Origin of the sequence: Massilia putida, from assembly GCF_001941825.1 — a bacterium.
Classification (GTDB): Bacteria; Pseudomonadota; Gammaproteobacteria; order Burkholderiales; family Burkholderiaceae_D; genus Telluria; species Telluria putida.
Genome location: NZ_CP019038.1, coordinates 1,796,763 through 1,820,984, shown reverse-complemented (window position 1 = coordinate 1,820,984; position 24,222 = coordinate 1,796,763). Strand labels below are relative to the sequence as shown.

Genomic DNA, 24,222 nt, shown 5'->3' with positions numbered 1-24,222 from the left:
GCAAATCGGATTGCCGATGTGCTCATCACGCCGGCCGCAGGCGCCACAACGACGTCACCTCGGCCATGCGCGCCGCGGCCAGCGGATCGTCGGGATCGCTGGCCTTGGCGTGCGTGGGGCGGATGTCGTGGCGGCCGGCGACGTCCAGGTCCGCGTCGCCTATCCAACCAAGCAATTGATCGCGCGAACGCAGGCCCAGGTGCTCGGCCAGGTCGGACAGGATCAGCCACCCTTCGCCGCCGTCGCGCAGATGATCTTTCAGGCCGGCGAGGAAGCCCTTGAGCATGCGGCTGTCCGGATCGTAGATGGCGTATTCGATGGCGGAACTCGGCTTGCCCGGCAGCCACGGCGGATTGCAGACGACGAGGTCGGCGCGCCCCTCGGGATACAGGTCGGCACGCACGACTTCGACCTGCCCCGTGAGACCGAGGCGCTCGACGTTGGCATGGGCACAGCCGAGCGCGCGCTCGTCCATGTCGGTCGCGAGCACGCCTTGCAGGCCGCGGTGCGCCAGCACGGCCGACAGCACGCCGGTGCCGGCGCCGATGTCGAACGCCAGCTTGGCGCCGGCCGGTAGCGGCGCCTGCGCAACGAGCTCGACGTATTCGCCGCGCACGGGCGAGAACACGCCGTACCAGGGGTGGATGCGTTCGTCGAGGGCCGGGATGAACACGCCCTTGCGGCGCCATTCGTGCGCGCCGATCACGCCCAGCAGTTCGCGCAGCGACGCCACATACGGCTCGGATGCCGGACCATACGCTTCCGTGCACGCCTCGCGCACGTCGGGCGCGCGGCGCAGCGGGATGGCGTGGCCGGCGTCGAACGGAATCAGGAGCATCGCCAGCGTGCGCGCGCGCTGCAGCTGCGCGAGGCGGTGGCGGTGGAATTGTTCGGTGAGCGTCGTCGGGGCCTTGCCGGCCTTGGCGCGCTTGGCCCGCGGACCTTTATGATCGACGCGGCGCACGAGCGCCTGCAGCAGCTGGCGCGCATTCTGGAAATCGCCGCGCCACAGCAGTGCCGTGCCGTCCAGCGCGTGGCGCCAGGCCGCGTCGGCGCTCATCGTATCGTCGGCCAGCACGACTTTCCTGGGCGCCGGCCAGCCGCTTTCCGAGCGCCACTGCGCCGAGCGTTCCTCGCCGTGTTCGATCCAGTGGATGCGCGCCGCGCCGTCGGGAGTCGTCATCGCCGTTCCGATCAGTGGTGGTGATGCCAGTTGAGTTCGTTCGACTCGACGAAGGATTTCACGGCATCCGGGTTGCCGGTCGCGTGGCGTTTGATCTCGCCGCATTCGCAGATGCCCTGGTAGGGCTGGATGTGCGAGCAGGCGGAGACTTTCTGCAGGGTGACCTTGACCGGCTTGGCGCATTTGGCGCATTTGAAGGTCAGGAAGCGGGCGGGTTTGGACATGATGAGCAGGAATGACGGGTCAATAAAAGGGGCGCATTTTAGCATTGCACGGTCACGGCGCTGCTGCCGCCACCGGCCGGCCGCACGAACACCTTGGTGGCGATCCGCTCCGTCATCTCCTGCACGTGCGAGATCACGCCCACCTTGCGGCCCAGCGACTGCAGCGCATCGAGCGCATCCATCGCGACGCCCAGCGTATCACTGTCCAGGCTGCCGAAGCCTTCGTCGATGAACAGCGATTCCACCTTCACGCGGTTCGACGACAGCGACGCCAGCCCGAGTGCCAGCGCCAGCGACACGAGGAACGATTCGCCGCCGGACAGCGAGTTCACCGAGCGTACCTCGCCCCCCATGTCCTGGTCGCGCACCATCAGCGACAGCGACGGGCCGGCCGTGCTGACGACGCGCTCCAGCCGGTAGCGCCGCGCCAGCTGGGACAGGTGCGTGTTGGCATAGCCGAGCAGCACGTCGAGCGTGAATTGCTGGGCGTAGTTACGGAATTTCTTGCCGTCGGCCGAACCGATCAGCTCCGCCAGCTTCGCCCACCGGTCCTCGATGGCGCGCTGGCGTTCGATCTCGGCCATCATCGCCCGTGCCCGCTCGCGCCGCTGGTCGTCTTCGCGGATGCGCATGGCCAAGCCGGCCGCCGACTCGTGCGCGGCATCGCGCTCGGTCTGGGCGCGGCGCAGTGCGGCGGCGACCGTGTCGACGTTCTGTGTTTGCACGACAGTGGATGCCTCCGCCTGCTCGTCGGCCGTGTCCGCGTCCGCGTCCGTGTCCGTCTGCGCCGGCACCACGTCCTCGCGCAGCCGCTCGTGCTGCTCGCGCTGCGTGCGGCGTTCGGCCAGAACGGCCGTCGCCTGGCGCACGGCCGTGTCGAGTTCCTGCAGCGCGGCACGCTCCTGCGCGATCCAGCCGGCGCCGACCTGGAGCAGGGCGGCCAGCTGCTGTTCGTTGGCGACGCTTTCCAGCCCGGGATCGCTGCCGTCGAAGTCAATGATCCACTGCGCCAGCCGCTCGCCGGCGTCGGCCAGCTCGCCTTGCAGGTCGGTGATGCGGGCCGCGGCCTGGGCCTGCGCCGCGCGCACCCGCGCTTCCGACTGGGCCGCCTGCAGGCTCGCGGCCTGGCAGGCGTTCAAGGCGTCGCGCGCGGCGCTCACGGCGGCCGTGAGCGCCTGCTCGACGTCGCGCGCGGGACGGCCACCGAACAGCTCGGCACGCTCGGCACGGCGCGCGGCCAGCTCGGCATCCAGGCGGGCGAATTCGGCTTCCGTGTCCGCCAGGCGTTGACGGGTGTGCTCGACGCGTCCCGCCAGCGCGGCATGTTCGGCGTCGAGGGTGCCGATGGCACCCTGCAGCCGGGCCTGGCGCGCCGCCTGGTCGTTCCATTCCCGGGCTTCGTGCGCGCGGGCCTGGCGCCAGCCGGCCGGGTCGCGTTGCCAGTGGCTTTGCCAGGCGTCGCCGCATGCCTCGGCCAGCACCGGGTCCAGCTCCGCCAGCAGCTCGGCCAGCGCGGCCGCGGCGGCTTCGCGCCGGGCGGCCAGTGCCGCGATCTCGGCGTCCAGCCGGGCCAGCGTGCCCTGGGCTGTCCGGGCAGCGTCGAGCAGGCGCGCGTGTTCGCGGTTGGCCTGATCCCACGCCTGCTGGGCGGCATCGCGCGCCAGCACGGCGCGGCGCAGGTCGGCGTCGCGCGTCTCCAGGTCTTCGTAGGACGTGCGCAGTGCGGCCAGCTCGGCCGCCAGCCAGCGGCCGCGCGCATCGATGCCGTCATCGTCGCCAGGGGCTTCCGCCGCGAGGGGATTGTCGGCCCATTCGGCGTCCAGCTGGGCGAGGGCGGCGGCCAGGGCGTCGCGCTCCCGCGCCAGCGCCGCCAGCCGCTCGCCGGCCGCGTCGAACGCCGCGCGCTGGCCGGCTTGCTGGTCCACGTTGGCGCGCTGTTCGGCGCGGCGCGCGGCCAGCTCGGCGGACAGGTTGTCCAGCACGGCGTGCAGCCGGTCGTCCTGGTGCCGGTAAGGATGTTCCGTGCCGCCGCACACGGGGCAGGCGTCGCCGTCGACGAGCGTGGCGCGCAGCTTTTCGACGCCGTCCGCGCACGCCAGCTGGGCCGACTTGAGCATGCGCTCGGCCTGGGCCACGGCGGCGTCCAGCGCGATGCCGGCGGCGCGTGCCGCGTCGAGGCCGTCCTGTGCGCCCGCGCGCGCCTGCGCGGCCTGGGCCGTTTGCGCGTCCAGGTCGGCCAGGCGGCCGCGGTTCGCACGCAGCGCCTGCCACGTGTGGTCGAGCGAGGCGAGGTGTTCGCGCCGCTTGTCGAGCATGCGGCGTTCCGTGCGCAGGGCGTCGCCGTCGATGCCGTGCAGCGCGTCCGTCGCCTGTTTGCGTGCCGCCTCGCGCACGTCCAGCAGTTCGATCGACGAGGCCAGCGCGTGCGCCGTGCGCTGGGCCATGGCGGCCGCCTGCTCGGCGCCGGCCCTGGCGTCATCGAGCGCGGAGCGAGCCGCCGCATCCTGGCGCGCGGCCTGCCCGGCCTGTGCCAGGCGCTGGTCCCAGCGCGTCCATTGCGTGGCCAGCGTCGCGCGGGCGCCGTGCGCGGCGAGCCAGGCGCTCGTGTCGTGCAGGGTGCGCCGGCTGGATTCCAGTTCCGCCGCCTTGGCCTGCAGGGCGGCCTGGGCCTGGCTGGCTTCCGCACGCACGCCGTCCGCCGCCGCGCGGGCCTTGGCGTGGGCGGGCGCCAGCGTGTCCAGCGTGGCGTCGAGGGCCTTCGCGCGGTCCAGCTGCGGGGCGGCGGCGTGCTGCGCCTCCTCGGCCGCTTCCAGCTTGCGTTCGGCGTCCATCAGCCCGCGCGCGGCCTGCTGCTGGGCGTCGAGGGCGCGTGCCAGGTCGTGTTCGCCGGCGGCCAGTTGCGCCTGCACCTGGCGTTGTTCTCCGGCCAGGCGGTTCAGGTCGGCCACGAGGGCGCGTGCAGGCTGCACGGCGTCCAGCGTGGCCAGGCGGCGCCGGCGCTCGGCAGCCGCGTCGACGTCGGCGCGGGCGTGGGCCAGCGCGCCGTCCGCCTGGGCCTCCGCCGCCCGCAGGCGGTCCAGTTCCTGGTGCCAGCGCAGCTGCCGTTCGAGGCCGGCGCGGCGTGCCTCGGCCGCCGTCAGCGCGGCTTGCGCGGCGGCGTGGCCGGCGTCGAGTTCGGCCCGTTCGTCCGGGCTCAGCGGTGCATGGTCCTGCAAGCGAGACGTCAGGCGGCGCATGGCTTCCTGTTCCACGCGCCAGCGCTCGTAGGCGCGGCGTGAGATGTCGCTGTAGACGGCGCTGCCGGTCAGCGTCTCGAGCAGTTCGCCGCGCTCGTTCTCGTCGGTGCGGAGGAAGGCGGAGAACTCGTTCTGCGCGAGCAGCACGGAACGCGTGAACTGTTCGAACGACAGGCCGATGCGGCGCTCGATCTCGGCCAGCACCTCGGTCTTGGTGCCGCCCAGCGCTTGCGGGCCGGGCAGCTGCTGCAAGCTCATCGTCGAAGGCTGCAGCGCGCCCGCGGCCCGGTTGCGCGAGCGCCGCACGCTCCAGCGCGCGCGGTAGCGCTGCTCGTCGTTGCCGACGAAGTCCACTTCGGCGAACGCATCCGCCGTGCCGCGCCGCATCAGCGTGCGGCGGTCGGCCACGGACAATGTTTCGTCGCCGACATCGGGCAGGTAGTTGCCCACGCGCGGCCCCTTGATGAGGCGCGGGGTGGCGTCGTACAAGGCCAGGCACAAGGCGTCCAGCAGCGTGCTCTTGCCGGCGCCGGTCGGGCCGCTGATCGCGAACAGGCCGGCGGTCACCAGCGGTTCGCTCTCGAAGTCGACCTCGAATTCGCCGGCCAGCGAGGCGAGGTTCTTGCCACCGATGCGCAGGATTTTCATGCGGCCTCCCTGTTGCCTGTGGCGCCATCCGCCGGCAGCAGCAGTTCGGTGAACGCGGCCAGCTGGTCGTCCGGCGCCTCCTCGCCGAAGCGCTGTTGCCACAGGCGGCGGAAGATGTCGTCCGGCTGCAATTGCGCGAGCTGGTCCAGGCTCAGCGCCGGCTCCGCGCCGGCCGTCGTGACGATGCGGCGCGTCGGTTCGATCTTCGCCAGGCGCACGGGCTTGCCTTCCAGTGCCGCCTCGACCTGGGCGCGCAGGCCCGGCTCGGGCGCGTCGAGCAGCACGCGCACTTCCAGGTACGGCCAGGCTTCGCGCGGCAGGTCGGGCAGGTCGAGACCGACGAGTTCCGCGATCGCCTGCTTGACGGGCGCCGGGCTGGCCGGCACGCGCAACAGTTCGACGGCGCGCGGCACGTGCAGCGGTTCGATGGCGGCGGCGCGCGCGCCGTCCAGGTCGATGCGCAGCACCTGGTGCTTGTAGCCGACTTCGGCGAACGACAGGGGGAGGGGGCTGCCGCTGTAGCGCAGGTGCTCCTGCTGACCCACGCGCTGGGCCAGGTGCAGGTGGCCCAGCGCGACGTAGGCGATGTCCGGGCCGAACATCGATGCGGGCAGGGCTTCGGTGCCGCCGATGACGATGCGCCGTTCGGAGTCGGGCGACGCGTCGCCGCCGACCATGTGGCAGTGGCCCATCGCGAGGATCGCCTGGCCTTCCCGCGCTCTGGTGCGCGCCAGGTCGTACGCCTGCTGGTAGAGCAGCCGGATGCCGGCCAGGTAGGCGTCGAACGCATCGTCGCCGGCCTGTCCGGCCACGCGCGGCACGTCGCCGGGGCGCAGGAACGGGACCGCCACGCACCAGGCGTTGACGTCGCCGTTCTTGCCGGTCAGCGGCACGATGAACCGTTCGAGGTCGATGTCGCCGGCGGCGTCGCGCACGACGTGGCCGACGACGCGAGTGCCGTGCGCTTCCAGCAGCGGTCCCGGGGCTTCGAGCCGGCCCGGCGAATCGTGATTGCCGGCGATGATGACGATGTCCAGTTGCGGCGAGCGTACCCGCGCCTGCTGCAGGAAGCGGTACAACTGGCGCTGCGACGCGGCGGACGGGTTCGAATTGTCGAACACGTCGCCCGCGATCAGGAGGGCGTCCGCTTCCTCGGCGACGACCGTGTCGAGCAGCCAGTCGAGGAAGCACTGGTGCTCGTAGGTCCGGTCGAAATTGTGCAGGGTCTGGCCGAGGTGCCAGTCCGATGTGTGCAGCAGCCGCATGGTCGTTAAGAAATCCGCAACAGGTGGGGACCTCGAAAAACCGTCGCGAGCGGCAGCGATGCAGTTCGAGAAGCGCAGCTGTACGGGAGTACAGCGAGCATCGCAGGACTGCAGTGCAACGCGCAGCAGGTTTTTCGACGTTCCCGAGGGGTTGAGCCAGGGCGCCAATATAGCGCAGACGGTGCGATACTGTAAAAAAAACCAGTACTTTTTCGCGGCGACCTGTACAAATGTTGATGGGATGTCACTAGAATGTGCGGATGAGCGAACCAATTTTGCAATTTTGACTCCCGCTGTCGCGCGCGCCCTGCACCTCGCGGCCCAGGGCATGCTGCAGGCGAAGCGCGCCCGCGCCACGAAGGACGACGTGCTGGCGGCGATCCGCCGCATGGGCGTGTTGCAGATCGACACCATCAGTGTCGTCGCGCGCAGTCCCTATCTGGTGCTGTGGAGCCGCCTGGGCGATTACGATCCGGACTGGCTCGACCAGTTGCTGGCCGAGGGCAGGCTGTTCGAGTACTGGGCCCATGAGGCGTGCTTCATCCCGATCGAGGATTACGGCCTGTACCGGCACCGGATGGTCGACCCGGGCTCGCTCGGCTGGAAATACGCGGGGACGTGGCTGGCGTCGCACCGGGAGGAAGTCGAGCGCGTGCTGGCCCATATCCGCGCCAACGGGCCGGCCCGCTCGGCCGACTTCGAGCGCACCGACGGCAAGGCCGGCGGCTGGTGGGAATGGAAGCCGGAAAAGCGCGCGCTGGAAGTCCTGTTCACGACGGGGCAGCTGATGATCGCGCGCCGCCAGCAGTTTCACCGCGTGTACGACCTGGCCGAGCGCGTGCTGCCGGGCTGGGATGACGCACGCATGCCATCCGTCGAGGAGACGCGGCGCCAGTTCGTGCTGCGGGCCGTGCGCGCGCTGGGCGTGGCGAAGGCGGCCTGGATCCCGGATTATCACCGCACGAAGCCGCCGCACCTGGATCCGCAGGCGCTGGCCGGCGAGGGCGTGCTGCTGCGCGCCCGCGTCGACGGGTGGAAGGAGCCCGTGTACGTCCACCCGGACCATGCCGCTCTGCTGGAACAGGCCGCGCGCGGCGCCCTGCAGCCCACGCTCACGACCGTGCTGTCGCCGTTCGATCCGATCGTCTGGGACCGCCGCCGGGCGCTGGACCTGTTCGGCTTCGATTACCGCCTGGAGTGCTACACGCCCGCCGAGAAGCGGCGCTACGGCTATTTCACCCTGCCACTGCTGCGCCGCGGGGCGCTCGTCGGCCGCGTCGACGCCAAGGCGCACCGCAAGGGCGGCGTGTTCGAGTTGAAATCGCTCGTGCTGGAGCCGGGAGTGCGTGTCAGCGAGCGCTTCGTGCGCGACCTGGCCGCCGCGTTCGTCCGCTGCGCGCGCTGGCACGGCTGCCCGCAGGTCGTGCTGACGCATGCCGAACCGGCCGCGATCGCCGCGCCCTTGGCCGCCGTACTGGACCAGGCGCTGGCTGCCCCGTTGGCCGCGGCCTAGCCCCGTTTGCGCATTCGTTAAGGGTAGTGACGGTTTGTGATAGATCAAACAACGGCCCGGCCACCCTCCTTACACTAGACCTTCCTTCAGGCCGACGACAACAGAGGGCGCCTCGATGCCCGAGAGCGCTCCAGGCCTGTCAACAACGCTCCCACGGATACTGCATCGCGCCGCGTCTCCCATGCGGCCGGGCGGTTTTCGACGGAGCGGAACTCACTCGTGAGAAAAGGTGGAGACGAATGCTGACATCGACTTATACCCTCGTCGCACTGTCCGTCGAACAGACGACGGTGCGAGCAGCCCTGCAGTCGCTGCTCGACGAGCTGCGCGCGCTGCCGGGCGACTTCAGCACCCTGGCCGCCGGCAGGGCGGCCCAAATGTGCGCCGCCCTGCGCCAGGCATACGACAACTGCCACTGGCGCAAGCTCGACAAATTCCTGGTGCCGGCCCTGCGCCGCAGTACGGCGGCGGCCGACGCATTGCTGGCGGAGCTCGAACGGCTCAGTAGCCAGGCCGCCGCCGCGATGAGCACGGCCGAGGCCTGCGTCGGCGCGGCCGATCGTCCGGTGCAGCGCGACAGATTCTGCGGCGCCGTCGAGTGCTGCGTCGCGGCCCTGCGCCGCCGGCTGGAACGCGAGGAACACGAGTTGTTCCCCCTGGCGCGCGCCGCGGTCGGCGGCGATGCCTGGTTTGCGATCGCCAACCAGATGCTGGCCCACGACGCCCATGCGCAGGAGCACCGCGGCGATGCGCGCCGCCTGCGCCACGAGCTGATCGGGCACGACGGTCACGAGGTGCACGAGCGCGATCCGCTGCAGCCGGAATCCGGTTGCCGGAATGCAACATTGACCGTGGCTCATTAATACCCAAAATGGGTCATGGCGAACATGTCGCTCGCACGCCCAGGTCTGGCGTTACGGGGCCATCAGGGTTCTTTGCTATGATGGCGATTTTGGAAGTGCGATTTCATCATGTTCGAGTTCCTATTCAAGCGGCCGGGCGACAAGCCCGGCGACAAGCCGGCCGGGCAAGGAGCGCAGGCGGGGGCGCAGGCGGATCCGTCAGCCCCTGCCGCCGCGCATTCGTCCCATCCTCAGCGCGCGGCCCAGGCTGAAAAGCTGAGCCGGCTCGGGGATGATGAAGCCGCCGCGGTGGAATTCATTCTCCAATGCGAATTTTCCGAACTGCGGCTGTCCGCCGCCGAGTTCGTCCATAGCCCGGCACTGCTCGAGCGCGTCCACACGGCGATGCGCAATACCGATCGGCGCGTCGCCAAGCTGATGCAGTCGCGCCTCGACGCGCACCGTCACCGCGAGGCCGAGCACCGGCGCGCCCAGGCGGCCGTCGAGCACGCCGAATCCCTCCTCAAGGATGCCTTGCTCACCCCGAACCACGTGGCCGACCTGGACCGCAAATGGTCCGTGATCTCCGCGCCCGAGCTCGATGCCGCGTTCCAGACGGCGCGCGCCGCGCTGGCCCGGCGCCTGGAGGAGCAGGTGGCCCTGCAGCGCGCCATGATCGATCGCGTGGCCGCCTTGCGCCAGCTGGGGGCGAGCGGACTGCCGCCGGCCGAATTCGCCCAGCGCCTGGACGCGCTGGCGCAGGCACAGGACGAGGCCCTCCGCTCGCCCGAACATCCGTCGCTGCCGCGCGCCCTCGTGGCCGAATTCACGGCCGAGATGCAGAAGCTGCGGGCCGGCCTGCAGGTGCAGGAAGCGGGCCAGGCCGCGCTGGCTGCCCGCGCCGCATTCCTCGACGCCCAGCAGGCCAAACCCGTTGCCGAACTGAACGCCGAGACGCTGCGCCGCGAATGGAAGGCCTTGCCGCCGCTGCCCCACGCCGATCAGGCCGCCGAACTGCAGCACCGCTTCGATGCGTTGCTGGCCTCTCTGCCGCAGCCGGAGCCGCGCAAGCCGAAAGAGCCGCGCGAGCCCAAGCCCGACCGCGCCGCGCCGGCGCACGACGGCGTCCATGGCGGCAAAGAGGGCGGCAAAGAGGGCGGCAAGGACAACAAGCCGCGCGGCGCCGACCAGCATTTCATCGACACGATGGATGCGATGGAAGCGGCCCTGCAACAGGGGTCGCTGGGCACCGCCGCCGACCATGACAAGACATTGAAGGAAGCGCGCGAAAAGGGCATGCGCTTGAGTCCCGCGCAGTCCGACCGCCTGGCCCATCTGCGGGCCGAGCTCAAGCGTCTGTCCGACTGGGCGCGCTGGGGCGGCAACGTGTCGCGCGAAGAGCTCATCAAGACAGTCGAAGCGTTGCCCACGCAAAACCTTGCGATGAGCGAGCTGGCCAAGAAGGTCGGCAGCATGCGTGACCGCTGGAAGGCACTCGACAGCCTGTCCGGCGCCGCGCCCAAGAGCCTGTGGGAGCGTTTCGATGCCGCCTGCACGGCCGCCTATGCGCCGGCCGCCGCCCACTTCCGCCATCTGGCCGACGAGCGGCATGCGAATGCGGCGCGGGGCCAGGCGCTCGTCGAGGAAGCCCAGGCCGAGATCGCGCGTCTGCGCGACGGCAGCGCCGAATGGAAGCACGTGGCCGGCACCGTGCAGCGGCTGCGCCTCGCGTGGAGCCATCTGGGCGCTATCGACCGCAAGGAAAAGAAACGCCTGGACGCTCTGTTCACGGATGCGCTGAACACGCTGCAGGGGCCGCTCGAAGAGCAGCGCAAGTCCGAGATGGCCGTGCGCGAAGCTATCATCGAGGAAGCGGCCGCCATCGATCCGCACGACCGCCACGCGATCGACGCGATGCGCGCCCTGCAGCAGCGCTGGCAGGAGCATGCGCGCGCGCTGCCGCTCGAGCGCAAGAGCGAACAGGCGTTGTGGCAGCGCTTCCGCGCCGTGTGCGACGACGTGTTCCAGCGCCGCAAGGAAACGATGCACGAGGCCGACATCGAACGCCGCGCCCACGAGGCCGCCAAGGAAGCGATCAGCGCGCGCCTGGAAGCGGCGGCGGCCGACGTCACCCCGGCCACGGCCGCCAAGCTGCTGCGCGAGGCGCAGGCCGAATGGCAGGCGATCGGCCCGGTGCCGCGCGCCCATGAAGCCCGGGTCGAAAAACGCTATCACGCGGCGGTGGCGCTCGTGCAGCAGCATGTCGACCAGGCGCGCCGCGCGGCCGGCGTCGCCCAGGCCGGGATGTTGCGCGACAAGCTGCGCCTCGTGCAGGAACTGGAGCAGGCCGTCGCGTCCGCCGACCCGGCCGACACCGACTGGGATGCCCGCTGGGCTGGGCTGCCCCCGCTCGACGCCGAGATGGAGCGCACGCTGCGGACCCGTTTCGACGCCGCGCTGGCCGCGCTGCGCGGCAGTCCGGAAGAGCGGGCCGCCTATGCCCGCCAGCTGGAAGGCAATCGCGACAAGCTGCTGCACGACCTGCTGCGCCTCGAGATCGGCACCGGCATCGACAGCGGTCCGGAATTCGCGCGCGAGCGTCTCAAGCTGCAGGTCGAGGTATTGCAGTCATCGTTGAAGTCCGGCCACGGTACCGGCCGCGGCGCCCACGGTGGCGCGGGGGCGCAGCTGCGCGAGCTGTGCGCGCTGCCGGCGCTCGTCGACGCGCGCACGGCATCCCGGATCGAGCAGCTGGCGCTGCGTGTGGCCAAGGAGGGCAAGTGAAGAAGGACGTGACGGAAATCCGGGTCGAGGCCGCCGATTTCGACGTGAGCGCCGAAATCGCGCGCCTGCGCGCGGGCGATGCGCGCGTGGGGGCGGTCGTCAGCTTCGTCGGCACCGTGCGCGACATGAATGACGGCGACTGCGTGGCCGAGCTGGAGCTGGAGCATTATCCGGGCATGACGGAGAAGGCCCTGCAGGACATCGTCGAACAAGCGCGCGGACGCTGGCCGCTGTACGGCGTCCTCGTCATCCACCGCATCGGTCCGATGCGGCCGCTGGACCAGATCGTCCTCGTCGCCTGCACGGCCGCGCACCGCGGCGAAGCGTTCGCGGCCTGCGAATTCATCATGGACTACCTCAAGACCGACGCGCCGTTCTGGAAGAAGGAACAGACGCCGAACGGTGCGCGCTGGGTCGATGCACGCGTGACGGACGACACGGCGCGGGCCAAGTGGGCCAACCGCTGAGCTGGATCGCGGTCGCCGTCGGGGCCGCCCTCGGCGCCTGGCTGCGCTGGGGCCTGACCCTCTTTCTGAGTCACCTGCACGCCCACATCCAGCTCGGGACGCTCGTCGCCAACCTCGTGGGGGGCTATCTGATCGGACTGGCGCTCGGCTTCTTCGACACGTCGCCGGCACTGTCCCCGGTTTGGCGCCTGTTCGTCATCACGGGTTTTCTCGGCGGATTGACGACGTTTTCCAGTTTTTCCGGCGAAGCGATGGTGCTGCTGCAACGGGGCCATTACAGCTGGGCATTGGCACATTCGGCCCTGCACCTGCTGGGCTCGATCGGCTGCTGCATCGCGGGTTATGCGACCTGGCGTACCATCGCCTGATACCGTCTCGTCCTTCCCTTGCGCGCACTGCCCCAAAGCTGCAATCTGGCAATGTCATATTTTTACTTGACCGGAACAGTAGCTTAATGAGAAAGGGTATTACTTGATTGTCCTGCTATACGGCTGCTTTGCCGCCGTGTCGCTGCAAAAGACTTTACGCAACCTGGCCGCGGCTGGCGACGTGCCCGAAGCGCAGCAGGCTTGAGCCTGCATCACGACTTGCCGGGCTTGGCGAGGCCGATCCGCTGGGCCCGGTAAATGCCCGTGTGGCCGGAAAACAGATAGGCCAGCACGCATCCGACGGCGGCATACACGCCCACGTCCGCACCGAAGAGCTCGATCGCCATCAGGGTCGACGCGATCGGCGTGTTGGCCGCGCCGGCGAACACCGCGACGAAGCCGACGCCGGCCAGCAGCGCGAAGGGCAGGTGCAGCAGCGGCGCCAGCGCATTGCCGAGCGTGGCGCCGATGTAGAACAGCGGCGTCACTTCGCCGCCCTTGAAGCCGCTGCCCAGCGACCCGATCGTGAAAGCCATCTTGCCGGCGAAATCCCACGGCGCCAGCGGCTGCGCGAACGCGGCCTGGATGGTCGGGATGCCCAGGCCGATGTAGCGGTCCGCGCCGAACGCCAGCACGACGGCCGCGACGACGCTGCCGCCCACCAGCGCACGCAGGGGGCCATACGGGACGCGCCGCTTCATCCAGCCCGACAGCGCGTGGGTGCAATCCGCGAACAGCTTGCCGGCCAGGCCGAACAGGGCGCCGGCGATGGCGACGGCCAGCAGGGGCCACAGGGCCAGCGCCGGGACGGAGGCAATCGCATAATGCGTGTGGCCGATACCCAGCACGTGGCTCCACAGCAGGCAGATCTGGTCGCCGGCGACCGCGGCCACGAGGCAGGCGAGCAGGGCGTCGTAGCGTAGCCGGCCGATCGCAAGGACTTCCAGGCCGAAGATGGCACCCGCGAGCGGCGTGCCGAATACGGACGCGAAGCCCGCGCTGATGCCCGCCATCAGGACGATGCGCCGGTCCTCGTGCTGCAGCTTGAACACGTGGGTGAGCTGGTCCGCGAGCGCGCCGCCCATCTGCACGGCCGTGCCCTCGCGGCCGACGGAGGCGCCGAACAGGTGCGAGATCACCGTGCCGCCCAGCACGAGCGGGGCCATCCGTAGCGGGATGACTTTTTTCGGGTCGTGGATCTCGTCGATCAGCAGGTTATTGCCGGCTTCGACGGCGCTGCCGAAGCGCAGGTACAGCCAGCCGACGGCGAACCCGGCCAGCGGCAACAGGGCGATCAGCCAGCGGTGGGCGCTGCGCGTGCCCGTCGCCCAGTCGAGGGCGAGCAGGAAGAAAGCGGACGCGGTGCCGGACAGCAATCCGACGACAAGCGCGAGCAGCAGCCATTTCGCCATGTATGGCAGCAGGCGCAACTGTTCGTTGAAATGTCTGGAGAGGAAGGAGGGGCCCATGCCGAACATTTTATCTCAGCAACTTTAAACGACCGGCGGCCGCGTGTTCACATCTTGAAAAGGCGCTACGGCATCCCTAACTTGGTGTCAATCCGAAATCCAACCCAAACAACCAGGGACGAAGAATATGCGACAAGATAAATTGACCACCAAGCTCCAGGAAGCGCTCGCCGATGCGCAGAGCTTGGCGGTCGGCAACGACAACCAATACATCGAACCCGTCCACCTGCTGTCCGCCTTGCTGAGCCAGAGCGACGGCGGCGCGCGTTCGCTGCTGCAGCGGGCCGGCGTCAACGTGGGCGGCCTGCAGACGGCGCTGCGCTCGGCCTTCGACCGCCTGCCGAAAGTGTCCGGCACCGGCGGCGACGTGCAGGTCGGCCGCGAACTCGTCTCGCTGCTGAACCTGGCCGACCGCGAATCGCAGAAGCGCGGCGACCAGTTCCTGTCCAGCGAGATGGTGCTGCTGGCCTTTACGGAAGACAAGTCCGAAGCCGGCCGTCTCGCCCGTGAGAACGGTCTCGCGCGCAAAGCACTCGAATCCGCGATCTCCGCCGTGCGCGGCGGCGAATCCGTGAATTCGCAGGACGCGGAAGGGCAGCGTGAAGCCCTCAAGAAATATACGCTCGACCTGACGGAACGTGCCCGCAACGGCAAGCTCGACCCGGTGATCGGCCGCGACGACGAGATCCGCCGCGCCATCCAGGTATTGCAGCGCCGTACGAAAAACAATCCCGTGCTGATCGGCGAACCCGGCGTCGGCAAGACCGCCATCGTGGAAGGCCTGGCGCAGCGCATCGTCAACGGTGAAGTGCCCGATTCGCTCAAGGGCAAGCGCGTGCTGTCGCTCGATATGGCGGCCCTGCTGGCCGGCGCCAAGTTCCGCGGCGAGTTCGAAGAGCGCCTGAAGGCGGTGCTGAAGGAGCTCGCGCACGACGAAGGCATGACGATCGTCTTCATCGACGAGATCCACACGATGGTCGGCGCGGGCAAGGCCGAAGGCGCGATGGACGCGGGCAATATGCTGAAGCCGGCGCTGGCGCGCGGCGAGCTGCACTGCATCGGCGCGACCACGCTGGACGAGTACCGCAAATATGTCGAGAAAGATGCCGCGCTGGAGCGCCGCTTCCAGAAGATCATGGTCGACGAGCCGAGCGTGGAAGCGACGATCGCCATCCTGCGTGGTCTGCAGGAAAAGTACGAGCTGCACCACAAGGTCGAGATCACGGACCCGGCGATCATCGCCGCGGCCGAGCTGTCGCATCGCTATATCACCGACCGCTTCTTGCCGGACAAGGCCATCGACCTGATCGACGAGGCCGCTTCGAAGATCAAGATCGAGATCGACTCCAAGCCGGAAGTCATGGATAAGCTCGACCGCCGCCTGATCCAGCTGAAGATCGAGCGCGAAGCCGTCAAGAAGGAAACGGACGAGGCATCGCAGCGCCGTCTCGAGCTGATCAACGAAGAGATCGCCCGCCTGGAGCGCGAGTACAACGACTACGAGGAAATCCTCAAATCCGAGAAGGCGGCCGTGCAGGGCACGACGCACATCAAGGAAGAGATCGAGCGCATCCGTCTGCAGATGGATGAAGCGAAGCGCCAGAGCAATTGGCAGAAGGTGTCCGAGCTGCAGTATGGCCGCCTGCCCGAGCTGGAAAAACAGCTCAAGGATGCGGAAGCGGCCGGCGAGCAGCCGGACGACGTCAGTGGCAAACCACGGCTGCTGCGTACGCAGGTCGGTGCCGAGGAGATCGCGGAAGTCGTGTCGCGCGCGACCGGCATTCCGGTCGCCCGCATGATGCAGGGCGAACGCGACAAGCTGTTGCACATCGAAGAGAAGCTGCATGAGCGCGTCGTGGGCCAGGACGAGGCGATCGAGGCCGTGTCCGATGCGATCCGCCGCTCGCGTGCGGGTCTTGCCGATCCGAATCGTCCGTACGGCTCGTTCATGTTCCTGGGCCCGACGGGCGTCGGCAAGACGGAATTGTGCAAGGCGCTGGCGAACTTCCTGTTCGACACCGAGGATGCCCTGATCCGCATCGACATGAGCGAGTTCATGGAGAAGCATTCCGTGGCCCGCCTGATCGGCGCGCCGCCGGGGTATGTCGGCTACGAGGAGGGTGGCTACCTGACGGACGCCGTGCGTAGGAAACCGTACAGCGTGATCCTGCTGGACGAGATCGAGAAGGCGCATCCGGACGTGTTCAACGTCCTGCTGCAGGCGCTCGACGACGGCCGCATGACGGATGGCCAGGGCCGCACGGTGGACTTCAAGAACACCGTGATCGTGATGACGTCGAACCTGGGTTCGCACAAGATCCAGTCGATGGACAGCGACGATCCGGCCGTCGTGAAGCTCGCGGTGATGGCCGAGGTGCGCGGACACTTCCGCCCCGAGTTCATCAACCGTATCGACGAGATCGTGGTGTTCCATGCGCTCGACGAGAAGAATATCGGCGCGATCGCGAAGATCCAGCTGAAGAACCTGGAGCAGCGCCTCGAGAAGATGGAGATGTCGCTCGACATCAGCGAGGAGGCCTTGCAGAAGATCGCGGAGGCCGGCTTCGATCCGGTGTACGGCGCGCGGCCGCTCAAGCGTGCGATCCAGCAGCAGATCGAGAATCCGCTGTCGAAGGAAATCTTGGCGGGCCGCTTCGGCCCGAAGGACACGATCCGGGTCGGCGTGCGCGGCGGTCAGCTGGTGTTCGGCGAGGAACCGGCCGTCGAGCTGGCGAAGTAAGTTCGCGTGGATGTGGAAACGCCCTGTCGGCAAGCGCCGGCAGGGCGTTTTTTTTCGTGCGCGCTGCGCGTCAGCGCTTGCGGCGGCGCGCCATGAAGCCGAGCAGGCCGAGGCCGCCGAGCATCATCGCGTAGGTCTGCGGTTCGGGGACGGCGGCGACCGGGACGTGCTCGCCCATCAGGCTGCCGACTTTTTGATCGCCGTTCGGGCCGAACATATTCACCTTGAGCTGGGGCGCGACGGGATTCGGCGTGCCGCCGGAAAAGGTGAACTGGAACACCATATCGTCCGTCAGCGCGACGTGCGCGCCCGAATAGCACAGCGACGTGCCGGCATGGCCGCCGCCCGTGCAGCCGTTCGCGTTCAGCTCGTTGCTCGACAGGGTCCAGTTCGTCGCACCCTGCGGTGCCGCGGTCAGCGACACGCTGTCGAAGCTGCCGAGGTCCTTCAATTGCAGGGCACCGAGGGAGGTGGCGCCGGCCCAGCTGCCGGTCGGGTTGGCGGCGTCAATCTCGAGGGTCAACACGTTGCCGGACCAGGACGACGTGAAGTCGACGCCCTGGAATTGCAGTGTGCCGGCCTGGGCCGACGCGAGCGTGCCGGCGCCCAGCAACGTGGCCAGCACGGTAGTGCGGACGAGTGATGTCATGTGATTCTCCTTCGCCATGAATCGTTAAGGACCCGACGGCTCGCGTCCTGCGAGACCGCCGGGTACATACGGATGCGATCCGTGCCGCAAGGGTAGGGGGAGGGACGATATGGCTCTGTTAGCCGACTAACTCATCATTTGTAACAACGGCCGCGCTGGCTTGCGCCCATCCGTTGATGCATGTCGTCATGAATGATTCTCTTTGGCATCACGACACTGCCTGATCAAATAACACCGCGAAATTTGCGGCAGCATAGCGATCGGACATCGGCCGCATCTCACATCATGAAAATCTGTTCGCAAATATGAAAAGCGCACAAGAGCGGCACACCCGGCCGTTTCCATTTTAAGAAATACGTTTTCGTATCATGGAAAGTAATTTGTAAGCATATGATTTTAAAGAAAATAAAAATCATCATATGTCTTATATAAGAGTGTTTGTGCTGCGCACAACCGGCGCTATCATGTTTCTAACGGAATCACTGTCCAACCTCGTTTTTTCATCAGGAGATCGCCATGGCAACTCGTGAACAGCAAATCGCCGCCCTGCAACAGGACTGGGAGTCTAATCCGCGCTGGAAAGGTATCGTCCGCAACTACACTGCGGAAGATGTCGTACGGCTGAGGGGCTCCGTGCAGATCGAACATACGCTGGCGCGGCGCGGTGCCGAGAAGCTGTGGAACCTGATCAACAACGAACCGTATGTGAACGCCCTGGGCGCGCTGACGGGCAACCAGGCCATGCAGCAGGTCAAGGCCGGCCTGAAGGCCATCTACCTGTCGGGCTGGCAGGTCGCCGGCGACGCCAACCTGGCCGGCGAGATGTATCCGGACCAGTCGCTGTACCCTGCCAACTCGGTGCCGATGGTCGTCAAGCGGATCAACAACACGTTCCAGCGCGCCGACCAGATCCAGTGGTCGGAAGGCAAGGATGACATCGATTATTTCGCGCCGATCGTGGCCGATGCGGAAGCCGGCTTCGGCGGCGTGCTGAACGCCTTCGAGCTGATGAAGTCCATGATCGAGGCGGGCGCGGCCGGCGTGCACTTCGAAGACCAGCTGGCCTCCGTCAAGAAATGCGGCCATATGGGCGGCAAGGTGCTCGTGCCGACCCGCGAAGCCGTCGAGAAGCTGACGGCGGCCCGCCTGGCGGCCGACGTGATGGGCACGCCGACGATCCTCGTCGCCCGCACGGACGCCGAAGCGGCCGACCTGCTGACGGCCGACGTCGACGCGAACGACCAGCCGTTCTGCACGGGCGAACGCACGGTCGAAGGCTTCTTCCGCGTCAAGCCGGGCGTCGACCAGGCGATCGCGCGCGGCCTGGCGTATGCGCCGTATGCCGACCTCGTATGGTGCGAGACGGGCAAGCCGGACCTGGAATTCGCCAAGCGCTTCGCCGACGCCATCCATGCGAAATTCCCGGGCAAGATGCTCGCGTATAACTGCTCGCCATCGTTCAACTGGAAGAAGAACCTGGACGACGCCACGATCGCCAAGTTCCAGAAAGAGCTGGGCGCCATGGGCTATAAATTCCAGTTCATCACCCTGGCCGGCTTCCATGCGCTGAACTACAGCATGTTCAACCTGGCGCACGGCTATGCCCGCCGCGGCATGTCGGCCTTCGTCGAGCTGCAGGAAGCGGAATTCTCCGCCGCCGACAAGGGTTTCACGGCCGTCAAGCACCAGCGTGAAGTGGGCACCGGCTATTTCGACGCCGTCACCCAGACCATCCAGCGGCACCAGAGCTCGACGACGGCGCTGCACGGCTCGACGGAGGACGAGCAATTCTTCGACGAAAAGAAAGTCGCCTAATTCATCAACAAGGGCACTTCGACAACCGTCGCGAGCGGCAGCAATGCCGTTCGAGAAGCGGCGCTGTACGTGAGTACGGTGAGCATCGCAGGACGGCAGTGCAACGCGCGGCAGGTTTGCGACGTGCCCAACATTTCCTCCACCCATCCTCGCGATGGTCTGCCGCAGCGGCCACAAGCCGTTGCGGCATTTTTATTTCCAAACTTCGGGGTCAGAGCCCGTTTTTTGGCAATATCCAAGGTGACAACAAACCTTGCGTGTCTGCGCCGAGGTCGCCATCACCTGAAGCGCGAGGGTCGGACTCTGATAAAACTTGCTTCCAGGCTCGTGCTTAAAAACGGGCTCTGACCCCGGTGTTTGTTGGGTGGCGGGCGTATCTGGTGGATAATGGCGGTTGGCCCGCATTCGCGATCGCACCGCGGGCGCCGCATCAACCAGATTGGAATCTCCTATGTTCAGCTACCGCCACGCCTTCCACGCGGGTAATCACGCCGATGTCCTCAAGCACTTTGTTCAGGTTCAGTTGCACAAATACATGAACCAGAAAGACACGGCTTACACGTATATCGACACCCATGCCGGTGCCGGGGTATACGCGCTCGACAGCGCGCAGGCGGTCAGGAGCGGGGAATACGTGGACGGCATCGCGCGCCTGTGGGGCCGCGACGACCTGCCGCCCGCGCTGGCCGATTACGTGGACGTCGTGCGCAAGCTGAACCCGAGCGGCAAGCTGCGCTGGTATCCCGGCTCGCCGTGGGTGGCGGACGCCGAGGCGCGCCTGGAAGATCGCCTGCGTCTGTTCGAACTGCATCCGGCCGATATCAAGGTATTGGCGGAAAATGTCCGCAAGCTCGAGGCGCACCATGCGGAGCAGGGCGAGCGTGCGCGCGGCCGCCGCATCCTCGTCGACCACGCGGATGGCTTCCACGGACTCAAGGCGCTGCTGCCGCCGCCGTCGCGCCGGGCACTGGTGCTCGTCGATCCGCCGTATGAAGTCAAGCTCGACTACAAACACGTGCGCGACGCGCTCGACGAGGCGCTGAAGCGTTTCCCGGCGGGCATGTATGCCGTGTGGTATCCGGTGCTGCAGCGCATGGAATCGCGCCAGTTCGCCGACCGCCTGAAGCGGCTGCCGGCCAAGGAATGGCTGCACGTGACGTTGAGCGTGGCGGGCCCGCGTGCGGACGGCAACGGCCTGCACAGCAGCGGCATGTTCATCCTGAATCCGCCTTACACGCTGGAAGCGACGCTGCGCGAGACGATGCCTTATCTGGTGCAAGTGCTGGGCCAGGATGCGGGCGCGACGTTCCGTATCGAAAAAGGCACACAAATCACGGGCGCGGCGGGCGCGCGCGGCGGCGTGGCCGGTACGCCGCGCCAGCCGGTGGGCAATGCGCGCCGCGCGAGCCCGCTGTCCGGCGGCGGCAGCCTGCGCCTGCCGGGGCAGGCGTTCGGCGACGGCCCGCGCACGCGTACGGAAGGCGAGAGTGGCGAGGGACGTGGTGCGCGCGGTCCACGCACGGAGGCGAAACCGGCACCGCGCGGCCCGTTGAAACGCAACGGATCGGGCCGTTCCTGACCCGCTTGCATGAATCGTTTCTCGCGAGCACAACTATGTCTGAAACGATTTGATACGATGTCGAAATGTAAAGACTTCCCGTCTGTAGTATAGTCGGACCGGTATCCCGGCCAGACCGGGCCCGGTGCGCATGGTGCGTGCCGTGCGTTTCAGGAGTTTTTACATGCATGCGGTAGCAACGGCAGCCACGTCCACGCCGTCCGACGATTTCTTTTTGGCGCGCCAGCCCATACTCGGGCGCGACCAGAAACTGGTGGCGTTCGAGTTGCTGTTCCGCGCCGCCCCGGAGCATGAGGACGCGCAGCTGACCGATTATGCCGCCGCCACCGCCGCCGTGATCTCCCATGCGTCGCAGCTGGGCATGAAGCAGGTGGTGGGCGAGCAGATTGCCTTCGTCAATGTCGACGAGGTCGTGTTGATGAGCGATTTCGTGCGGTTCCTGCCTCCCGATCAGGTCATTCTCGAAATCCTGGAAACTGTCCGTCCCACGACGCAATTGCTGGCGCGCATTAGGGAATTGAAAGAGCTCGGTTTCAAGTTCGCTCTCGACGATGTTATAGGCCATTCCGAGCAGGTAAGCAAGCTCAGGAACCTCGTCGACGTCATCAAGATCGACTTGCAGGGCGTCGAGGGCGGCGAATTGGCCGAGCTCGTGCACACACTGCGCGGACCGCACCAGAAACTGCTGGCGGAAAAGGTCGAAACGGTCGAGGAATTCCAGCTATGCCTGGAACTCGGCTTCGAATATTTCCAGGGCTATTATTTTGCGCGCCCGGCGATCCTGTCGGGCAAGAAGATCACGCCGTCCGAACTCGTGCTGCTGCGCCTGATGGACCTGATCCACTCGCAGGCGGACAACGAGGCCATCGAAGCGGCCGTCAAGCGCGACCCGCTGCTCAGCCTGAACCTGCTGCGCCTCGTGAACGGCCACCTGACGGGCACGGGCGCGCCGCGCGTGGAATCGATCTCGCAGGCGCTCGCCCTGCTCGGCCGCAGCCAGCTGCAGCGCTGGGTGCAGATCCTGCTGTACAGCGGACCGGAGGGCCACGTCGAACTGAATTCGCCGCTGCTGCAGATGGCCACGACGCGCGGCCGCCTGCTCGAGCTGATGACCTTGACCCTGCGCCCGGGCGACGTCGCCGGCGCCAACACGGCGTTCACGGTCGGCATCATGTCGTTGATGGATGCGCTGTTCGGCGTGCCGATGCGCGAGATCCTCGACAAGGTCGACATCTCGCGCGACGTCCGCGCGGCCCTGTTGGAGCGCGACGGCGACTATGGCGCCATGCTGAACATCGCGGAATCGCTTGAGCACGCGGAGGCAGGGCGCGACCTGGGCGCCGCGCTGGGGCGGCTGGGGCTGTCCGTCAAGCAGGTGCGCGAGATCGAGCTGGCGGCGTTCGGCTGGGTGCGCGAACTGGGCGCCGAGGTGCGCTGAGCGCTTCTTACTGTGCCAGGAACAGGAAGACGGTCGGCTTCTTGTGGAAGTCGGGCGCCTTGCCGGCCGCCAGTTGTGCCTTCCATTTGGCGGCCGTCTGCGTGCGCACGGTTTCCGTCGTCAGCGACAGATCGGTCGCGACGCAGATCAACGTGCCCGGCTGGCAGGCGGCGACGAGCGCTTCCAGCATCGCGCCATTGCGGTAAGGCGTTTCGATCAGCAACTGCGTCTGCTTGTCGCTACGCGAGCGCTGTTCCAGTTGCTGGATACGCTTCGTGCGCTGCGCGGCGTCCGTCGGCAGATAACCGTTGAATGCGAAGCTCTGGCCGTTCAAGCCGCTCGCCATCACGGCCAGCAGCAGCGACGAGGGGCCGACGAGCGGGCGCACGTTCACGCCATGCTGGTGTGCCAGCCGGACGAGGTCGGCGCCGGGATCGGCGACGGCCGGCACGCCCGCTTCCGACACGAGACCCGCATCGCGCCCTTCGAGCAGCGGCGCCAGCAGGGCGGCCAGCGCCTGCGGCGGCGTATTGACGTTCAGTTCGGCGATCTGGATTTCCTGCAGCGGGCGCGCGAGCGGATGGTCGATGGCGACCAGTTTCAGGAAGGCGCGCGCCGTCTTGGCGTTCTCGGCCACGAAATAATCGAGCTTGCTGGCGATGTCCTGCACCTGTTCGGGCAGGATGTGGGACAGCGCGTGCGGCGCCGCTTCGGTCGGGCCGAGGGTGTTCGGGATCAGGTAGAGCGTACCGGGCATATTGTTTATTGTTGGGATGTGAAGAACGGCATGCCGGCGCGGCGCAGCATGCCCGTCAGGGCGATCAGGGGCAGGCCGGTGAGGGCGGTCGGGTCGTGGCTGTCGATGCGTTCGAGCAGCGCGATGCCGAGTCCCTCGTTCTTGGCGCTGCCGGCGCAGTCGTACGGCTGTTCAATGCGCAGATAGGCGTCCAGTTCGGCATCCGGCAGGTCGCGGAACGTCACGGCCACCTGCACATTCTCGATCTGCGCGGCGTCCTTTTCGGGCAGGCGTCCGTCCCACAGGCACAGGGCCGTATGGAACACGACGCGGCGGCCGCGCATCGTCTGCAACTGGGCGAGGGCGCGGGCGTGGTCGCCGGGTTTGCCGATCTGGGCGCCGTCCAGCGTGGCCACCTGGTCCGAGCCGATCACGAGCGCGCCGGGATGCTTGCGGGCGACAGCCGCTGCTTTTTCGCGAGCCAGGCGCAGGGCCGTCGCTTCCGGCGTCTCGCCGGGGAGCGGGCTCTCGTCGATGTCGGGCGAGATCGCTTCGAACGGCAGGTGCAGTCGTTTCAACAACTCACGCCGGTAGGCGGAACTGGAGGCAAGAATGAGGCGCGGAAGAGCGGTTTGTTGCATCGATTTTTGTAAATAAAACAGGAAGATAGCGCTTTTGCGACGGAGTCTTTGACTGCGCGGGCCGAAGCCTGCTATTATCGCAGGTTTTCCGGGGATGTTTTTCCAAATGAGCGCTTTTGTCATCGACGCTTTTGAGTTTTGTCGGAACAACGGCCATCGTGAAGGCGTCACGCCGGTGGCGGACATGACCCGCCTGGCGGCCGAATGCGCCGACAAGTCCGGCGAGATCGCCTGGTCCATCCAGGGCGGCCAGACCCGGCAGGGGTATCCGATGCTGACGCTGTCCGTCTCCGGCACCGTGCAGCTGGTCTGCCAGCGCTGCCTGACCCCGTTCGGCTACGAGATCGATTCGTCGACCGTGCTGGTGCTGGGCAAGGACGACGCGGAAGCGGACGAAATCGAGGAAATCCTCGACGACGAGAGTATCGACGTGATCGTCGGCAGCCACACCTGCGACATCCGCGATCTGCTGGAAGATGAAGCCCTGCTGGCCCTGCCGCAGGCACCGAAACACGAGGTGTGCCCCGATACCAAGCTGCTGGACTCCATCAAGTCCGAGAAGGTATCGCCGTTCGCGGCATTGAAGAGCCTCAAATCAGAATAAAAGAATTGCAGTGGGTGCTAC

18 protein-coding genes and 1 pseudogene are annotated in these 24,222 nt (G+C 67.4%); 11 read left to right on the top strand and 8 right to left on the bottom strand.

All coding sequences use genetic code 11. The features are described 5' to 3' along the window. Positions 1-25: 25 nt before the first annotated feature. The 4 genes from BVG12_RS10295 to BVG12_RS10280 are packed head-to-tail and all read right to left on the bottom strand — an operon-like array spanning position 26 to position 6,556. Positions 26-1,183, bottom strand: coding sequence for a methyltransferase (locus BVG12_RS10295; protein WP_075792309.1), 1,158 nt, complete (start codon positions 1,181-1,183; stop codon positions 26-28). Positions 1,184-1,194: 11 nt separating this feature from the next. Next, positions 1,195-1,407 (bottom strand): hypothetical protein, encoded by a 213-nt coding sequence (locus BVG12_RS10290; RefSeq protein WP_075792308.1) that lies wholly within the window; start codon positions 1,405-1,407, stop codon positions 1,195-1,197. Between the two features lie 38 nt (positions 1,408-1,445). After that, complete coding sequence (locus tag BVG12_RS10285; protein ID WP_075792307.1) at positions 1,446-5,291, bottom strand: AAA family ATPase; 3,846 nt, start codon at positions 5,289-5,291, stop codon at positions 1,446-1,448. After that, positions 5,288-6,556 (bottom strand): exonuclease SbcCD subunit D C-terminal domain-containing protein, encoded by a 1,269-nt coding sequence (locus BVG12_RS10280; protein WP_075792306.1) that lies wholly within the window; start codon positions 6,554-6,556, stop codon positions 5,288-5,290. Before BVG12_RS10280 ends, BVG12_RS10285 begins: the two co-directional genes overlap by 4 nt. Before the next feature lie 241 nt (positions 6,557-6,797). Between BVG12_RS10280 and BVG12_RS10275 the strand changes: the two genes are divergently transcribed. From BVG12_RS10275 to BVG12_RS35840, 6 genes and pseudogenes are all read left to right on the top strand, one after another. Continuing rightward, positions 6,798-8,069, top strand: a complete 1,272-nt coding sequence (locus BVG12_RS10275) for a winged helix-turn-helix domain-containing protein (RefSeq protein WP_075792305.1) — start codon at positions 6,798-6,800, stop codon at positions 8,067-8,069. 239 nt (positions 8,070-8,308) lie between these two features. Then, on the top strand, positions 8,309-8,932 hold the full coding sequence (locus BVG12_RS10270; protein ID WP_075792304.1) for a hemerythrin domain-containing protein: 624 nt from the start codon (positions 8,309-8,311) through the stop codon (positions 8,930-8,932). Between the two features lie 108 nt (positions 8,933-9,040). Beyond that, the gene (locus tag BVG12_RS10265; RefSeq protein ID WP_075792303.1) at positions 9,041-11,695 is read left to right on the top strand and encodes a DUF349 domain-containing protein; all 2,655 of its coding nucleotides are present in this window, start codon (positions 9,041-9,043) and stop codon (positions 11,693-11,695) included. Positions 11,696-11,703: 8 nt separating this feature from the next. Beyond that, complete coding sequence (gene moaE, locus BVG12_RS10260; protein WP_075796294.1) at positions 11,704-12,162, top strand: molybdopterin synthase catalytic subunit MoaE; 459 nt, start codon at positions 11,704-11,706, stop codon at positions 12,160-12,162. Further along, the gene (gene crcB, locus BVG12_RS10255; protein ID WP_229503851.1) at positions 12,147-12,530 is read left to right on the top strand and encodes a fluoride efflux transporter CrcB; all 384 of its coding nucleotides are present in this window, start codon (positions 12,147-12,149) and stop codon (positions 12,528-12,530) included. Before moaE ends, crcB begins: the two co-directional genes overlap by 16 nt. A gap of 94 nt (positions 12,531-12,624) precedes the next feature. Then, positions 12,625-12,735: pseudogene (locus BVG12_RS35840) on the top strand (hypothetical protein); the annotation flags it as partial. Between the two features lie 7 nt (positions 12,736-12,742). On the opposite strand, the gene BVG12_RS10245 reads toward BVG12_RS35840, so the two are convergent. Then, positions 12,743-14,008: a voltage-gated chloride channel family protein gene (locus tag BVG12_RS10245; protein WP_083684884.1), complete on the bottom strand. Its 1,266-nt coding sequence runs from the start codon at positions 14,006-14,008 to the stop codon at positions 12,743-12,745. Positions 14,009-14,126: 118 nt separating this feature from the next. On the opposite strand from BVG12_RS10245, the gene clpB reads away from it, so the two are divergent. Beyond that, positions 14,127-16,739, top strand: coding sequence for an ATP-dependent chaperone ClpB (gene clpB / locus BVG12_RS10240; RefSeq protein ID WP_075792302.1), 2,613 nt, complete (start codon positions 14,127-14,129; stop codon positions 16,737-16,739). 70 nt (positions 16,740-16,809) lie between these two features. On the opposite strand, the gene BVG12_RS34700 is transcribed toward clpB, so the two are convergent. Beyond that, complete coding sequence (locus BVG12_RS34700) at positions 16,810-17,388, bottom strand: FxDxF family PEP-CTERM protein (RefSeq protein ID WP_083684881.1); 579 nt, start codon at positions 17,386-17,388, stop codon at positions 16,810-16,812. Between the two features lie 516 nt (positions 17,389-17,904). Between BVG12_RS34700 and aceA the strand changes: the two genes are divergently transcribed. The 3 genes from aceA to BVG12_RS10220 all read left to right on the top strand — a co-directional run bounded on the left by aceA (position 17,905) and on the right by BVG12_RS10220 (position 22,220). Continuing rightward, positions 17,905-19,203, top strand: a complete 1,299-nt coding sequence (gene aceA / locus BVG12_RS10230) for an isocitrate lyase (protein ID WP_075792301.1) — start codon at positions 17,905-17,907, stop codon at positions 19,201-19,203. 535 nt (positions 19,204-19,738) lie between these two features. Next, positions 19,739-20,782, top strand: coding sequence for a 23S rRNA (adenine(2030)-N(6))-methyltransferase RlmJ (locus tag BVG12_RS10225; protein ID WP_229503850.1), 1,044 nt, complete (start codon positions 19,739-19,741; stop codon positions 20,780-20,782). Positions 20,783-20,945: 163 nt separating this feature from the next. Beyond that, positions 20,946-22,220: an EAL and HDOD domain-containing protein gene (locus BVG12_RS10220; protein WP_075792300.1), complete on the top strand. Its 1,275-nt coding sequence runs from the start codon at positions 20,946-20,948 to the stop codon at positions 22,218-22,220. A gap of 7 nt (positions 22,221-22,227) precedes the next feature. On the opposite strand, the gene BVG12_RS10215 is transcribed toward BVG12_RS10220, so the two are convergent. After that, on the bottom strand, positions 22,228-22,977 hold the full coding sequence (locus tag BVG12_RS10215; RefSeq protein ID WP_075792299.1) for an SAM-dependent methyltransferase: 750 nt from the start codon (positions 22,975-22,977) through the stop codon (positions 22,228-22,230). Between the two features lie 5 nt (positions 22,978-22,982). After that, positions 22,983-23,597 carry a Maf-like protein gene (locus BVG12_RS10210; RefSeq protein WP_075792298.1) on the bottom strand — a complete coding sequence of 205 codons (615 nt, stop codon included), beginning with the start codon at positions 23,595-23,597 and terminating at the stop codon, positions 22,983-22,985. A 106-nt stretch (positions 23,598-23,703) separates the two neighbouring features. Here BVG12_RS10210 and BVG12_RS10205 point away from each other — a divergent pair, with 106 nt between their 5' ends. After that, positions 23,704-24,201: a YceD family protein gene (locus tag BVG12_RS10205; RefSeq protein WP_083685687.1), complete on the top strand. Its 498-nt coding sequence runs from the start codon at positions 23,704-23,706 to the stop codon at positions 24,199-24,201. The last annotated feature ends 21 nt before the right edge of the window (positions 24,202-24,222 follow it).